Here is a 12,882-nt window from a genome sequence, read left to right on the forward strand (position 1 = left end):
GCGTTGCCGATGGGTGTCTCGACTTCGCTCGACACGAACGGATTCGATTACGATTTAAAGCGCCCGGCGCGGCGCCAGCAACCGGTCGAACCAGTCCGCTCCGCTGCCCGCCTTTTCGAGGTGCGGCCAGCGCAGCCCGCTATGATAGTCGAGATCGATGTTGCGATAGCGCCCGCCGCGCTCGACGAGCAGGCGGACGGGGGTCTTGCCGTCGGTCGCGGTGCGCACCGCGGCCTCGATTCGCTCGCGGCTGTACGCCATGCCGTCGACGGCCACGATCTTCGTGCCGTTCACGATGTCGGCGCGGAAGGCGGGGCCGTCCCACAATATACCGCTCGCGATGCCGTCCTTGTCGACGACCATGCCGAGGCTGTGGGTCAGGTCGGTGTTCTTCGCCTGCGCCATCCGGTCGCGGTCGTAGATGTTGGGCGCGTCGCGCCAGACGAGGCGATATCCGGCGCGTTCGATGCCGCCGACCGGCGCGGGCTGGTCCGGCGTCTGCAGCCGGTCGCGCAGGAATTTCGCCCAGTCATAGGGGTGAACCGCATTGAGCGCCGCGACGACATCGTCGAAATTATAGGTGTCCTGCCCCCAGTCGCCCTCGCGCCCGCCGAAAAAGGCGCGCGCGAAATCGTCGAGGCTTTTCGCATTGTTCGTCGAGGTCCGGATCAGCATGTCGGCCTCGAGCCAGGTCAGCGACCCTTCGTTGTAATAATCCTCGGTGCGCGACCAGCTCGGCCAGGGCTTGGGCTTGCGCGCCGCGATGATCGGGTCGAGCGTCGTGTCGTCGACCGAGCGCCACGCGCGCCCGGCCTGCGCGCTGTAGAAACCGGCGTTGGTCGCCCATTCGGCGAGGATCATCTCCTTCGACTGCATCCCCGAGCGACCGGCAAGGACAAGGTCCCAGAAGCTCGTCTGGCCTTCGTAAACCCACAGCAGATTGTCGTGCATCGGGGTACGGAAATCGGGGGTCCACATCTTGTCGGGGCGGCGATACTTGCCGTTCCAGCTATGCGTCAGTTCGTGCGGCAGCAGCCCGCGTTCGCTGTCGTTGTCGTTCCATCGGGTGAAATAGTCGGGGTTGCGGCTGTTCTCGCTCGACCGGTGATGTTCGAGCCCGATGCCGCCCAGCTCTTCGCTGAGCGCGAGGAGAAATTCGTAGCGGTCGAAATGGCGCACGCCGAACAGCGCAACCGCCTCCGACACCAGCGCCGCGTGGCGCGCGATATGGTCGGGGCTGGCTTCGAGATATTTGGCTTCGTCGGCGACGACGTTGAGCGTCACCCGGTTGCCGAGATCCCATTTGCGGAAATATTTCCCTGCGAACATCGGGCTGTCGACGAGCACCTCGTAATTCGTCGGGGCAAAGCTGTAGCGGTTGCCCGAGATTTTGAGACCGTCGAGCGCGGCGGCGCCGGTCCATCCCTCGGGCAGCGTCACGTCGAGCTGCACCGGAATCTGGCGGGTGAAATAGCCGGCGGGATAGAGGCTGACCTGCTCCCATTGCAGGTTCATCATCGTCGGCGTGACGACGACGCGGCCTTCGCTCGTCCGCGTCGGCGACAGGAAATCGAAGGCGACATCGATGCTCTTCACCCCGGCCGGCACCTCGATATCGAAAGCGTAGACGTCGGTCGGCTGGCGCGTCCAGACGAGCGGCTTGCCGCCGGCGCTGGGCTTGAAACCCGCGAGCTCGGCGATCGCGCCGCGCGGCGCGTGTTTGCCGGGCAGCCATTCGGGATAGAGCAGGGTCAGCTTGCCCGTCTTGGCGACCGGAATCGTCTGGCGAACGTGGAAGATGCCGCGCGCGACGTCGGTCGCGTCGACCCTGAGCGTCATCGTGCCCGGATAGGGCTTGTCGGCGGGCAGCGGGATGGTCAGCGGCTGGACGACCGGCTGCGGGCGGCTGTTGCCATCCTGCGCCTGCGCGGGGGCAATGAAGGCGATCAGGGCGGCTGCGACGAGCGGTGCTTTTCTCATGCCGTGTATCTGCGACGAAATGGCGATCAGGTCCAGCGGGCGCTCTCAGAGTCCGTACTCAATTACCACGCCGTCGAGGTTTGAAGCAAAATGGCCCAGTGCGAGGAGAGAGGGCGAAGTAATATGTCGATATTTCAAGCCTTCTCGACGAAGCAATGGGCCATTTTGATCAAATCCCTGCGGGACGCCCAAATGGCTTCCATCTCGGTCCGAAAGCCGCTTGGAAAGGCCACCAGCCTTCCCGGCGCGTCTTTCAGCCCGACCTGTTCGCCATTTGGGCGCCTCGACGGCGTGGTAATTGAGTACGGACTCTACAGGCGTGCGGTGGGGTTCGACGAAACCGGTGATTGCCCGATCGCTCAGCTTCCGGCGATCATGTTGATCGAGAAGGCCAATATGCCGATGTTGAAGATGAAGGCCTCGAGGCAATGCCAGGTCGAAACGCGGCGGATCGCGCGGCTGGTGATGTCGATATCGGCGGTCTGGAAGGTCATGCCGAGGATCAGCGCGAAGTGGAGGAAGTCGAAATAGTCGGGCGCGGGGCTGCTCGGCACCGAAAGCCCTCCCGCATGGCCGCCGTGCGCCTTGTCGGGGGTGTAATAGAGATGCGCATAATGGATCGCATAAACGGTGTTTGCGAACAGCCAGGCAAGCGCCAGCGTGACGATGACGAGCGGCTTCGAATATTGTCCGGTGCCCGATACGAGCTGCGCGAGGGCACCGAGCACCACCGCGCTCACCGCGACCGAGATGACGAGCAGCGCGACGCGGTTCGCGTCATTCTCGACCGCATGGCGCTCGATGATATGCGGGTCGCGGGTGCGGAACAGCGGGATCGTCGACAGAAGGAAGAGCGCGGTGACGATGTCGAAGCCGATCAGAAAGTCCTGCAGCGCCGATCGATCCTGCATGATGGCCCATGCAGCGACGAGAACCAGTCCCGCCGCATAGGCGACGAAGCGGGGCGGGGCGATGCGATTGCCGATCGTGCGGGCCATGACGCCAGCCTAGCCGCGCGCGAAGCCCGCGCAAGCCCGCTTTGCCTTTCGCCGAAAAGCGATTAGACGCGCGGCCCATGAGCAAGGACAAATCCGCCAGGATCCCGACCCCGCAGCCCGTCCGCGGTACCCAGGACATGCTCGGCGATTTCGCCGACCGTTTCGCTTATGTCGTCGAGACGTTCGAGCGGGTGCGCCGCCTCTATGGCTTCAAGCGCATCGAGGTGCCGGTGATCGAGCCGACCGCAGTGTTCGCCCGCTCGCTCGGTGAGACGACCGACGTCGTGTCGAAGGAAATGTATTCGTTCGAGGATCGCGGCGGCGAAGGGATCACGCTGCGCCCCGAATTTACCGCCGGGATCGCGCGCGCCTATGTCACCAATGGCTGGCAGCAGTTCGCGCCGCTGAAGGTTGCGACGCACGGGCCGCTGTTCCGTTACGAGCGGCCGCAGAAGGGGCGCTATCGCCAATTCCACCAATTGGATGCGGAAGTGCTGGGAAGCGATAGCCCGCTCGCCGACGCCGAACTGCTCGTCTTCGCCGATCAGTTGCTCAAGGAACTGGGCATATCCGAAGGCGTCACGCTGACGCTCAACACGCTTGGCGACGCGGCAAGCCGCGACGCGTGGCGTGCGGCGCTGGTCGAGCATTTCGAGAGGCATCGCGAGAGCTTAAGCGAGGACAGCCTCGCCCGGCTCGACAAGAATCCGCTTCGCATCCTCGACAGCAAGGATCCCAAAGACCGCCCGATCGCCGACAGCGCACCCGATATCGACGCGTTTTTGACCGGCGAAGCGCAGGATTTCTTCGGCGCGGTCACCGCCGGCCTCGATGCCGCGGGCGTCGCCTGGGAACGCAACGCGCGGCTGGTACGCGGGCTCGACTATTATCGCCACACCGCGTTCGAGTTCGTCACCGACCGGCTCGGCGCGCAGGGCACCGTGCTCGGCGGCGGGCGCTACGACGGGCTGATCGAGAATCTCGGCGGACCGCCGACAGCCGCGGTCGGCTGGGCGGCCGGGATCGAGCGGCTGGCGATGCTGCTCGCCGACGACGTGATCGACAATCGTCTCGATGTGGTGATCGCGGTCGAGGACCACAGCCTGCTCGCGCTGGCGATGCGGGCGCTGGCGGCGCTTCGCAGCAGCGGCTTCGCGACCGAAATCGTCGCCAGCGGATCGCCGCGCAAGCGCTTCGATAAGGCGGCGAAGATTCCGGCGCACGCGCTGATCTCGGTCGGCACGCGCGACGGTGCGCCGCATATCAATGTCCGCGGCGACAGCGATCGCGCGAAGCAGGCTGAAGCGGTCGTCCGGGCCCTTTGATGACCAGCGTTTCCGAAAAACAGATCGACGCCATCATCGAACGCCACGCCGCGTTACAGGCGCGGATGGCGACGGGCGACATGGCGCCCGCCGATTTCGTCGCGGCGTCGAAGGAGTTCGCCGAGCTCGAACCAGTGGCCCGGGCCGCGGCCGAAGTTACGCGGCTGCGCGACGAACTGGCGGCGCTGAACGAAATGCTCGGCGATCCCGAGATGAAGGCGATGGCGGAGGAGGAAATCGCGGCGGTCGAAGAGGCGCTGCCGGCCGCCGAGCACGACCTCGCGATCAAGCTGCTGCCGAAGGACGTCGCCGACGAACGTGCCGCGATGCTCGAAATCCGCGCGGGAACCGGCGGCGACGAGGCGGCGCTGTTCGCGGGCGACCTGCTGCGCATGTACAGCCGCTATGCCGATACGCAGGGCTGGAAGGTCGAAATCATCTCGGCCAACGAGGCCGAGGTCGGCGGCTATAAGGAAGTCGTCGCATCGGTCAGCGGGCAGGGCGTGTTCGCCAAGCTCAAGTTCGAAAGCGGCGTCCACCGCGTCCAGCGCGTCCCCGTCACCGAAAGCGGCGGGCGCATCCACACCAGCGCCGCGACCGTCGCGGTGCTGCCCGAGGCCGAGGAGGTCGACGTTGCGATCAACGACAGCGACCTCAAGATCGACATCTATCGCGCGTCGGGGGCGGGCGGCCAGCACGTCAACACGACCGATTCGGCGATCCGCATCACACATATTCCGACCGGGCTCGTCGTGATCCAGCAGGACCAGCGCAGCCAGCACAAGAACCGCGCCAAGGCGATGCAGGTGCTGCGCGCGCGGCTCTATGACCTTGAGCGCGAGAAGATCCACAGCGCCGAGGCGTCGGCGCGCAAGTCGATGGTCGGTTCGGGCGACCGCTCCGAACGCATCCGCACCTATAATTTCCCCCAGGGCCGGGTGACCGACCACCGCATCAACCTGACGCTCCACCGCCTGCCCGAGATATTGGAGGGCGCGATGGACGAACTGATCGACGCGCTGATTGCCGAAGATCAGGCGCAGCGGCTGGCGGGGCTGGGTGAGTGAGGTAGGCGCCGCGCTGCGCGATGCGGCGGCGCGGCTGGCGGCGGTGTCGGACACCCCGCGCCTCGACGCCGAACTGTTGATGGCGCATGCACTGGGGATCGAACGGCAGGCGCTGCTCCTCGATCCGCCGCGCTTCGCCGTACCCGGCGATTTCGCTGCGCTGATCGATCGCCGGATGGGGCACGAGCCGGTCGGCTATATCGTCGGCTATCGCGACTTCTGGACGATCCGCGTTACGGTGGGCCCGGGTGTGCTGATCCCACGCCCCGACAGCGAGACGCTGATCGAGGCGGCGCTGGCGCATGTCGAGGATCGCGAGGCGCCGCTGCATATCCTTGACCTTGGAACCGGGCCGGGCACGCTGTTGCTGGCCTTGTTGTCCGAATTGCCCGAAGCGGCCGGGCTCGGTGTCGATGCGTCGGCGGAGGCGCTGGCGTTTGCGCGCCGGAACGCGGGCGAATTGCAAATGCAGGATCGGGCAATATTCCGCGAAGGCGACTGGACCGACGGGGTCGCCGGGCAATTCGACCTGATCCTGTGCAATCCGCCCTATATCGCCGATACCGAACAACTGATGCCCGATGTCGCGGACCATGAGCCCGCCGGAGCGCTTTTCGCCGGGCCCGACGGGCTCGACGATTATCGCCGGATCATTCCCGATCTGCCGCGCCTGCTGGCGCCCGGCGGCGTGGCGATCCTTGAAATCGGAGCCTCGCAGCTTATTTCGGTTTCTACTCTTGCCGAAGCGGCAGGCTTTTCCGTCGGGTGCCGCCGCGACCTCGGCGGCCGTGACAGGGCGCTTTTGCTGACCCGTGCCTGAGCGTCGCCGCAATTATTCGCTTGGTTTACGCCGCAAAGCGCGGTAGGGGCGGCGCTAGGACTGATCGGACCCCATTGGCGATGCTTGGCATCGATACTGGCCCGGCAGAACTGCTTCCCACTTACGATGCTGGTCCGGGGCGTGGGTTCCGTTCAAGCGGTAAAGGGTAAAGCCGCGCAGGGAGCGCGGGCGCGACGCGCAAATGGCGCGGTCGGCCAAAAGGGGTTGGCATAGCTTATTTGGCTTTTCGACAGGATGTCTCAGTTGAACATGAACAACCGGCAGAGCGGTCGCCGTCGCGGCCGCAACAACAACAGCAACAACAATGGTCGCCCGCAGTCGGGCGGACGCGGGGGCGTCGACCAGGCCAACCGCATCGACAGCCGCGCCCGCGGCAACGGCGCCCAGATGATCGAGAAATACCGCAACCTTGCGCGTGACGCGCAGCTTGCCGGCGACCGGGTCCAGACCGAATATTATCTGCAGTTCGCCGACCATTATTTCCGCGTCGTGAGCGATTTCCGCGCCCGGCAGGAAGAAAAGAACGCCCAGAACGGCCAGGAACGCAGCCACGACCGTGGTCGCGAGATTCGCGGCGTCGAGGATTTCGACGGTCATGACGATACCGACAGCGATATCGACGCCGACGGCGGCCGCGACGACGATGGCGACGACCGTGGCGAGCGCAATGATCGCAACGACCGCGGCCAGCGCGACAATCGCGGGAACCGCGAAGTGCGCGGCAATCGCGACGATCAGGGCGACGACAATCGCGGCAATCGCCAGCAGGGTCGCGGCCGCGCCAACCGTACCCGCGACGAAGACAGCGCCGGCCGCGGCGAACAGGACGAGCGCGACGACCGCAATGATGCGCAGGCCGAGACTGTCGAAGCCGAAGAGGCTCCGCGTCCCGCACGCCGCCCGGCGCGCCGTCCGCGCAAGGACGAGAGCGCAGGCGACGATAACGGCAATGCCGGCATCGACACGGCCGTGCTGCCGCCGGCGATCGGCCGCCCCGAACGGAGCGTAGAGGCCGACGCCGGCGCAGATGGCGGCGACGAAGCCCCTGCCGCAAAACCGCGCCGCACGCGCCGCACGCTGGCGGCACGGAGCAGCGGCGTCGAGGCCGCCGAATAAGGTCATTATTTCACGCTGGTTTTTGACCGGCACATAACATAGCCTCCCCGCCAGACTGTTGGCGGGGAGGTTTTTTATGCGCGTTTTGGCAAGGACTTGCGCTTCGGTGGCCGCCGTTGCGGCGATGGTTTCATTCCCCGCCGCCGCGCAGGATCCGACGCAGGGCAATGCGCAGGGCGACCTTGCCGTCACCATCTATAACGGCGGGCAGTCGCTGGTGGAGGATATCCGCCAGATCGCTTTCCCCGCGGGGCGCTCGCGGCAGGAGTTTCCCGACGTTTCGGCACAGATCCGGCCGCAGACCGTCTCCTTCGCCGCGGACGGGGCGGCGATTGTCGAGCAGAATTTCGACTATGACCTCCTCTCGCCCGATGCGCTGATGCAGAAGGCGGTAGGCGAGACGGTGACGCTGCTCCGGATCAATCCCGCGACGGGCGCCGAAACGCGCGAGCGCGCCAAGGTGCTCGCGGTCAACGGCGGCGTCGTGCTGCAGATCGGGCCGCGGATCGAGATATTGCGCGACGACGGCCTGCCGGTGCGGGTGATCTTCGACAAGATCCCGCCGAACTTGCGCGCCAAGCCGACGCTGTCGATCACCGTCGAGAGCAAGGGCGCCGGGACGCGGCCGGCGACGCTTTCCTATCTGACGAACGGCCTCGGCTGGTCCGCCGACTATGTGTCGCTCTATGACGAAAAGGCGGGGACGATCGACGTCCAGGGCTGGGTGACGCTGAGCAACAACACCGGCACGACCTTCGACAATGCCAAGACCCTGCTCGTCGCGGGGACGCCGTCGGCGGGTGGCATGGCCGCTTACGGCCAGTCGTATCGCTATCGCCCGCAGCCGCCGGGTCCCGGCAACCTGCGCCGCGCCGGCACCGAAACTGCGCCGCGCGAGCAGCTCGGCGACTATTATCTCTATCCGCTCGCCGAACGCACGACGATCGCCAATGCGCAGACCAAGCAGGTGAGCTTCCTCGACGTGTCGAAAGTGCCGGCGCAGAAAATCTACGAGTTCACCGTCGACGGCTTCAACAACATGACCGAACCGGCTAGCGCGGCGAGCGTGATCAAATTCACCTCGAGCCGCGACGGCGGCCTCGGCGACGCGCTGCCCGCCGGGACGGTGCGCTTTTACCAGCGCGACCTGCGCGGCGATCCGCAGTTCATCGGCGAAAACCAGATCGGCCACACGCCGATGGGCAGCGAACTGGGGCTGAAGACCGGCGACGCGTTCGACGTGAAGGTGAAAGCGACCGTAGTGTCGCGCGAAAAACGCGGGACCTATGTCTGGCGCTCGTCGATGTCCTATCTGCTGACCAACGCCCGGTCGGAGCCGGTCACGCTCGATCTCCGGCAGCGCGGGCTCGACTGGTACTGGTCGGAAACGAAGATCATCACCGAAAGCCAGAAGAGCGAAAGGCTCGATTCGGATGGCACGCAGTGGCGGGTGACCGTACCCGCGAACGGCGAGGCGACGATCACCGCCACCTTCGAAACGCGTTACTGATTCGCGGACCGATGCGCCGCGCCGCATCCCCCCTGTCGATGTTTTCGCTACTGCTGTTCGCGGCGTCGCCGGCGGCGGCGCAGTCGGTGGTCACCTCGACCGCGCCCGACAAGGTCGCGGTCAGTGTCTTTCGCGATCCCGACCGCGCCGAAGGCGGCGAGATCGACCGCAACTGGCTGAACGGATTCGCGCTGATTTCCGAAACCCGGACGATCGACCTGCCTGCCGGCGAATCGCGGGTGCGGTTCGAGGGCGTATCCGAAGGCATGGTCGCGGTCTCCGCGATCGTCACCGGCCTGCCAGGCGGCGTCGCGCAGAAGAATCGCGATGCGGCGCTGCTGTCGCCCGCCAGTCTGCTCGACGGTTCGCTCGGCAATCGCGTTCATCTCCGCCGCACCGACCGCGCGACCGGAAAGGTGACCGAGGAAGAGGCGGTCATCCGCTCGGGTCCCGAGGGCGCCGTCATCCTGCAGACTCTGGCGGGCTATGAAGCGCTGCGCTGCACGGGACTTCCCGAAACGCTGGTCTATGACGGGGTGCCGGCGGGACTGACCGCGAAGCCGACGCTGTCGGTGACGACGCGCAGCCCGGCGGCACAGCGGGCGACAGTGACGCTGACCTATTTGTCGACGGGGTTCGACTGGGCGAGCAATTATGTCGCGCGCGTGGCGGACGACGGCAAGACGCTCGACCTGTTCGCCTGGCTGACCGTCGCCAACAGCAATGGCGAAAGCTTTGCCGACGCGAATATGTCAGTGTTGGCGGGCACGCTCAACGTCACGAGCGATTTCGATTCGCTCGTCGAGGCACCGCCGCCGCCGCAACTGAGTCTGCGCTGCTTTCCGACCGGCAGCGGCCGCTACGGCCCGCCACCCCCGCCTCCTCCCCCGCCCGCGCCGCCGCCGCCGCCGATGGCGGAGGGGATGGATATCGTTGTTACGGGGGCACGCCGCCGGGAAATGGCGATGGCGGCGCCGATAGCGGTGGTCGATACCGCGAAGCTCGAGGATCTGGGCGACCTCAAGCTTTATCGCGTGCCCTTTCCGGTCACCGTCGCGGCGAACGGACAGAAGCAGGTGGCGCTGCTGATCAAGGACGCGGTGCCGTTCGAGACGATCTATCGCTTGCGGGCGAGTCCGGGGGACGAGGAGACGGCCGCGACGACCGAAATATTGCTGCGCATGCAGAACAAGGAAACCGCGCGGCTGGGCGTGCCATTACCCAGCGGGCAGGTTGCGGTGTTCGAGCTAGCGCAGGGCCGCGAACTGCTGGCGGGCGAGGGGATGATGCGCGACCATGCGGTCGGCGAAAAGGTCGACCTGGTAATCGGCGAGAGCAGCCAGGTTCGCGTCGACATGGAAAATTACGTGCCGCCGAAGAATCGCGAGAATGAGTATCGCGTCACGGTGTCGAACGCCAATCCCTTTGCGGTGACGTTCGAGCTCGGCTTCCAGATCTATGACACCGGCACGCTCGATTCGCGGCTGCGCAAGCTGCCGCGCAAGGACGGCCTGCCGACCTGGACGGTGCGCGTACCGGCGAACGCGACGCGCAGTTTCGAGTACCGGACGCCCAAGAGCGAGGATTAGGCGGCAGGTAGCGGCCGCGGGCGGTGATTTTCGTCGAGTGCGACGAAGGTGAACACGCCTTCGGTCACCTTTTCCTCGGTGCGGCCGCCGTCGCGGGTCGCGACCACCTCCAGCCGGATCGCCAGCGAGGTGCGCCCGCGCCGCTCGATATGCGCATAGATGGAGATGATGTCGCGGAGCAGGATCGGAGCGATGAATTCCATCGTGTCGATCGCGACAGTTGCGACCGCGCCCTGCGCTGCGCGGCCGGCGACGATGCCGCCCGCGATGTCCATCTGGCTGAGGACCCAGCCGCCGAAGATATGGCCGTTGGCATTGATATCGGCGGGACGCGGGACGACGCGCAGGATCGGATCGCGCGGGCAGTCCGAATCGGCAATATTCTTATCGGTCACGGTTCATATCCGGGTCGTCCTCGAACGGGTCTTCGATCGCCTCGTCATGGCCGCTGCCGCTAGACAGGAAGACGAGGCCCATCAGCGCGGCACCGAGCAGGACCGACAGTCCGACCCCCGCCGCCGTCGCGATGATCATGTGAATGGTGAGCGCATCGCCCATCGTATAGCGCAGCCAGCCCAGCGCGAGCAGGACGGCGCCGAACGAAACCAGCGCCATGCCCTTCATCAGCCGGCGATAGCGGGCCCAGGCGACCTGCGAGGTGTCGCGGTTGTCGAGCGGGGATCGTTTGACCATGCGCGCCCTCATGGACCAGCCGCGCGGCAAGACCAAGCGCGAAAGGCCGTCGCCCTGCTGCAGTCCTTTGGGCTTGGCCGCGAATCATGTTAAGCTGCTCATCCTGTAAAGCGACATGGGGAGCGGCATGGCATGACGATCGGAGCGATCCTGCACGGGCGTAAGGGTCCGGTGATTGCGGCACGGAAAGAAGATACGGTCCGCGCGGTGATCGATCTCCTGGCACAGCATCGCATCGGCGCGGTGCCGGTGATGGAGGGCGAGGCGATCGTGGGCATCTTTTCCGAACGCGACCTTGTCCGGCTGATGTCCTCCTATGGTCCCGAAGCACTCGACCGGCATCTCGACGAGGTCATGACCAAATCGCCGGTCACCTGCGATTCGCAGATGGCTGTGATCGGGGCGCTGTCGCAGATGACGCAAAAGCGCATCCGCCATTTGCCGGTCGTCGACGGCGGCCGGCTCGTCGGCTTCGTGTCGATCGGCGACCTCGTCAAATATCGCATCGACAAGATCGAGGCCGAAGCCGCGGCGATGCGCGATTATATCGCGTCGTAGTTCAGGCTAATGCCTGAAGGCGGCACCGGCCCGCTCCCCCGCCCGGCCTCCCATAGGGTACTATCGTCGGGGAGGCCGGGAGGGAGAGCGGGCTGGTGCCGTTACACCGAATCGGAAACTTGCCGGCGCAGGACGAGGCGCATCACTTCGGCGATCGCCTCGCGTTCGAGCAACCACAGCAGCCCGCCGTAAAGCGCGACGCCCAGCGCGACGAGCAGCGCCAGCCGAATCGGCGCCGCGACGCCGAGTGGCGCAAGCCATTGCGCGGTGAAGCCGACGCCGATTGCCATCAGCAGCGCGGGCGCAAGCCCCGGCAGTATCGCGCGGCCGATCTCCCATAGCGAAACCCCGATCAGCGGCGCCGACATCCGCGCCGCGACGAACAGCAGCAGCGGCGCGGCGACCAGCCACGCCCAGGCGATGCCGATCAGCCCCCATTGCGCGCCGATCAGGAAGGCGGCCGGAAAGATGATCGCACCGCCGAGCGAGGTGAGCATCGAAACATGCGGCTTGCCGAGCGCATTGTTCACCGGCGCGAAGAGGATCTGCACCGTCATTGCGACGAGCGCGAGCGACAGCAGCTGGATATAGGGCACCATGCCGAGCCACTTCACCCCGAACAGCGTCTCGACCATCGGTGCCGCGACCACCGCGAGTCCGCAATAAAAGGGTGCGGCGACGAGCATCAGCAGGCGGACCGTCTTCAAAAAGCTCCAACGCATCGCGGTCGGATTGTCCTTGATTCGCGAATAGGCGGGGAAGGCGACTTCGTTGAGCGGCGGCACGAACTTCGCCATGAAGATCTGCGCGAGGAACAGCGCTTCGGCATAGAGGCCGAGTGCATGCGGTTCGAATCGGCGGCCGGCGATGAAGACGTCCGACTGGCTCTGGACCAGCCAGAAGAGCTGGCTGAACAGCACCGCGGATCCGAATCCGATGATCTGACCGCATCCTTTGAAATTGAAACTCGGCCAGACGAGCAGCCGCGCTACAAAGGTCAGCCCGATCGCGCGCGTCCAGAACATCGCGATCGGCGCATAGACGAGGGTCCAGACGCCGAATCCCGCGAGCGCGCAGCCGAGCGCCGTGCCCGCACCCGCGAGCGCGGCGACGAGGTTGACGATTGCCTGGCGGCGGAAGTCGAGCTTGCGCGACATCATTACTTCGGGAAGCGCGATGAAGGGCGTCGCGAGAAAGATCAGCGC

At 65.8% G+C, this 12,882-nt stretch carries 12 protein-coding genes (1 of these 12 only partly in view); 7 read left to right on the forward strand and 5 right to left on the reverse strand.

Going from position 1 to position 12,882, the window contains the following annotated elements:
- Window positions 1-54: 54 nt before the first annotated feature.
- On the reverse strand, window positions 55-1,980 hold the full coding sequence (locus AN936_RS00260) for a M61 family metallopeptidase (protein WP_054586395.1): 1,926 nt from the start codon (window positions 1,978-1,980) through the stop codon (window positions 55-57).
- 359 nt (window positions 1,981-2,339) lie between these two features.
- Window positions 2,340-2,978 carry a DUF1345 domain-containing protein gene (locus AN936_RS00265; RefSeq protein ID WP_054586396.1) on the reverse strand — a complete coding sequence of 213 codons (639 nt, stop codon included), beginning with the start codon at window positions 2,976-2,978 and terminating at the stop codon, window positions 2,340-2,342.
- A 77-nt stretch (window positions 2,979-3,055) separates the two neighbouring features.
- Here AN936_RS00265 and hisS point away from each other — a divergent pair, with 77 nt between their 5' ends.
- From hisS to AN936_RS00295, 6 genes are all read left to right on the forward strand, one after another.
- On the forward strand, window positions 3,056-4,303 hold the full coding sequence (gene hisS, locus AN936_RS00270; protein WP_054586397.1) for a histidine--tRNA ligase: 1,248 nt from the start codon (window positions 3,056-3,058) through the stop codon (window positions 4,301-4,303).
- Window positions 4,303-5,370: a peptide chain release factor 1 gene (gene prfA / locus AN936_RS00275; protein WP_054586398.1), complete on the forward strand. Its 1,068-nt coding sequence runs from the start codon at window positions 4,303-4,305 to the stop codon at window positions 5,368-5,370. Before hisS ends, prfA begins: the two co-directional genes overlap by 1 nt.
- Window positions 5,363-6,190, forward strand: a complete 828-nt coding sequence (gene prmC, locus AN936_RS00280) for a peptide chain release factor N(5)-glutamine methyltransferase (protein ID WP_054589995.1) — start codon at window positions 5,363-5,365, stop codon at window positions 6,188-6,190. Before prfA ends, prmC begins: the two co-directional genes overlap by 8 nt.
- Before the next feature lie 255 nt (window positions 6,191-6,445).
- Complete coding sequence (locus AN936_RS00285; protein WP_054586399.1) at window positions 6,446-7,327, forward strand: DUF4167 domain-containing protein; 882 nt, start codon at window positions 6,446-6,448, stop codon at window positions 7,325-7,327.
- A 124-nt stretch (window positions 7,328-7,451) separates the two neighbouring features.
- Window positions 7,452-8,837, forward strand: a complete 1,386-nt coding sequence (locus AN936_RS00290; protein ID WP_234715689.1) for a DUF4139 domain-containing protein — start codon at window positions 7,452-7,454, stop codon at window positions 8,835-8,837.
- A gap of 38 nt (window positions 8,838-8,875) precedes the next feature.
- Window positions 8,876-10,426: a DUF4139 domain-containing protein gene (locus AN936_RS00295; protein ID WP_234715690.1), complete on the forward strand. Its 1,551-nt coding sequence runs from the start codon at window positions 8,876-8,878 to the stop codon at window positions 10,424-10,426.
- On the opposite strand, the gene AN936_RS00300 is transcribed toward AN936_RS00295, so the two are convergent.
- Together AN936_RS00300 and AN936_RS00305 are read right to left on the reverse strand one after the other, a co-directional pair.
- Window positions 10,423-10,821, reverse strand: coding sequence for an acyl-CoA thioesterase (locus AN936_RS00300; RefSeq protein WP_234715691.1), 399 nt, complete (start codon window positions 10,819-10,821; stop codon window positions 10,423-10,425). The two genes, AN936_RS00295 and AN936_RS00300, sit on opposite strands and share 4 nt — an antisense overlap.
- Window positions 10,811-11,119: a hypothetical protein gene (locus AN936_RS00305; protein WP_054586402.1), complete on the reverse strand. Its 309-nt coding sequence runs from the start codon at window positions 11,117-11,119 to the stop codon at window positions 10,811-10,813. The genes AN936_RS00300 and AN936_RS00305 overlap by 11 nt, the downstream gene beginning before the upstream one ends.
- A 132-nt stretch (window positions 11,120-11,251) precedes the next feature.
- Here AN936_RS00305 and AN936_RS00310 point away from each other — a divergent pair, with 132 nt between their 5' ends.
- Window positions 11,252-11,677, forward strand: coding sequence for a CBS domain-containing protein (locus AN936_RS00310; RefSeq protein ID WP_054586403.1), 426 nt, complete (start codon window positions 11,252-11,254; stop codon window positions 11,675-11,677).
- Window positions 11,678-11,778: 101 nt separating this feature from the next.
- On the opposite strand, the gene AN936_RS00315 is transcribed toward AN936_RS00310, so the two are convergent.
- Window positions 11,779-12,882: the 3' portion of a lipopolysaccharide biosynthesis protein gene (locus AN936_RS00315; protein WP_054586404.1), read on the reverse strand. Its footprint extends 408 nt past the window's final position; 1,104 of the gene's 1,512 nt are visible here — the last part of the coding sequence; its start codon lies beyond the right edge, outside the window; its stop codon occupies window positions 11,779-11,781.

The organism is Sphingopyxis macrogoltabida (assembly GCF_001307295.1).
GTDB lineage: Bacteria > Pseudomonadota > Alphaproteobacteria > Sphingomonadales > Sphingomonadaceae > Sphingopyxis > Sphingopyxis macrogoltabida_B.

Coding starts and splice junctions, on each gene's coding strand:
- AN936_RS00260 (WP_054586395.1), bottom strand. CDS start 1,980: ATGAGAAAAGCACCGCTCGTCGCAGCCGCCCTGATCGCCTTCATTGCC.
- AN936_RS00265 (WP_054586396.1), bottom strand. CDS start 2,978: ATGGCCCGCACGATCGGCAATCGCATCGCCCCGCCCCGCTTCGTCGCC.
- hisS (WP_054586397.1), top strand. CDS start 3,056: ATGAGCAAGGACAAATCCGCCAGGATCCCGACCCCGCAGCCCGTCCGC.
- prfA (WP_054586398.1), top strand. CDS start 4,303: ATGACCAGCGTTTCCGAAAAACAGATCGACGCCATCATCGAACGCCAC.
- AN936_RS00285 (WP_054586399.1), top strand. CDS start 6,446: ATGTCTCAGTTGAACATGAACAACCGGCAGAGCGGTCGCCGTCGCGGC.
- AN936_RS00290 (WP_234715689.1), top strand. CDS start 7,452: ATGGTTTCATTCCCCGCCGCCGCGCAGGATCCGACGCAGGGCAATGCG.
- AN936_RS00295 (WP_234715690.1), top strand. CDS start 8,876: ATGTTTTCGCTACTGCTGTTCGCGGCGTCGCCGGCGGCGGCGCAGTCG.
- AN936_RS00305 (WP_054586402.1), bottom strand. CDS start 11,119: ATGGTCAAACGATCCCCGCTCGACAACCGCGACACCTCGCAGGTCGCC.
- AN936_RS00310 (WP_054586403.1), top strand. CDS start 11,252: ATGACGATCGGAGCGATCCTGCACGGGCGTAAGGGTCCGGTGATTGCG.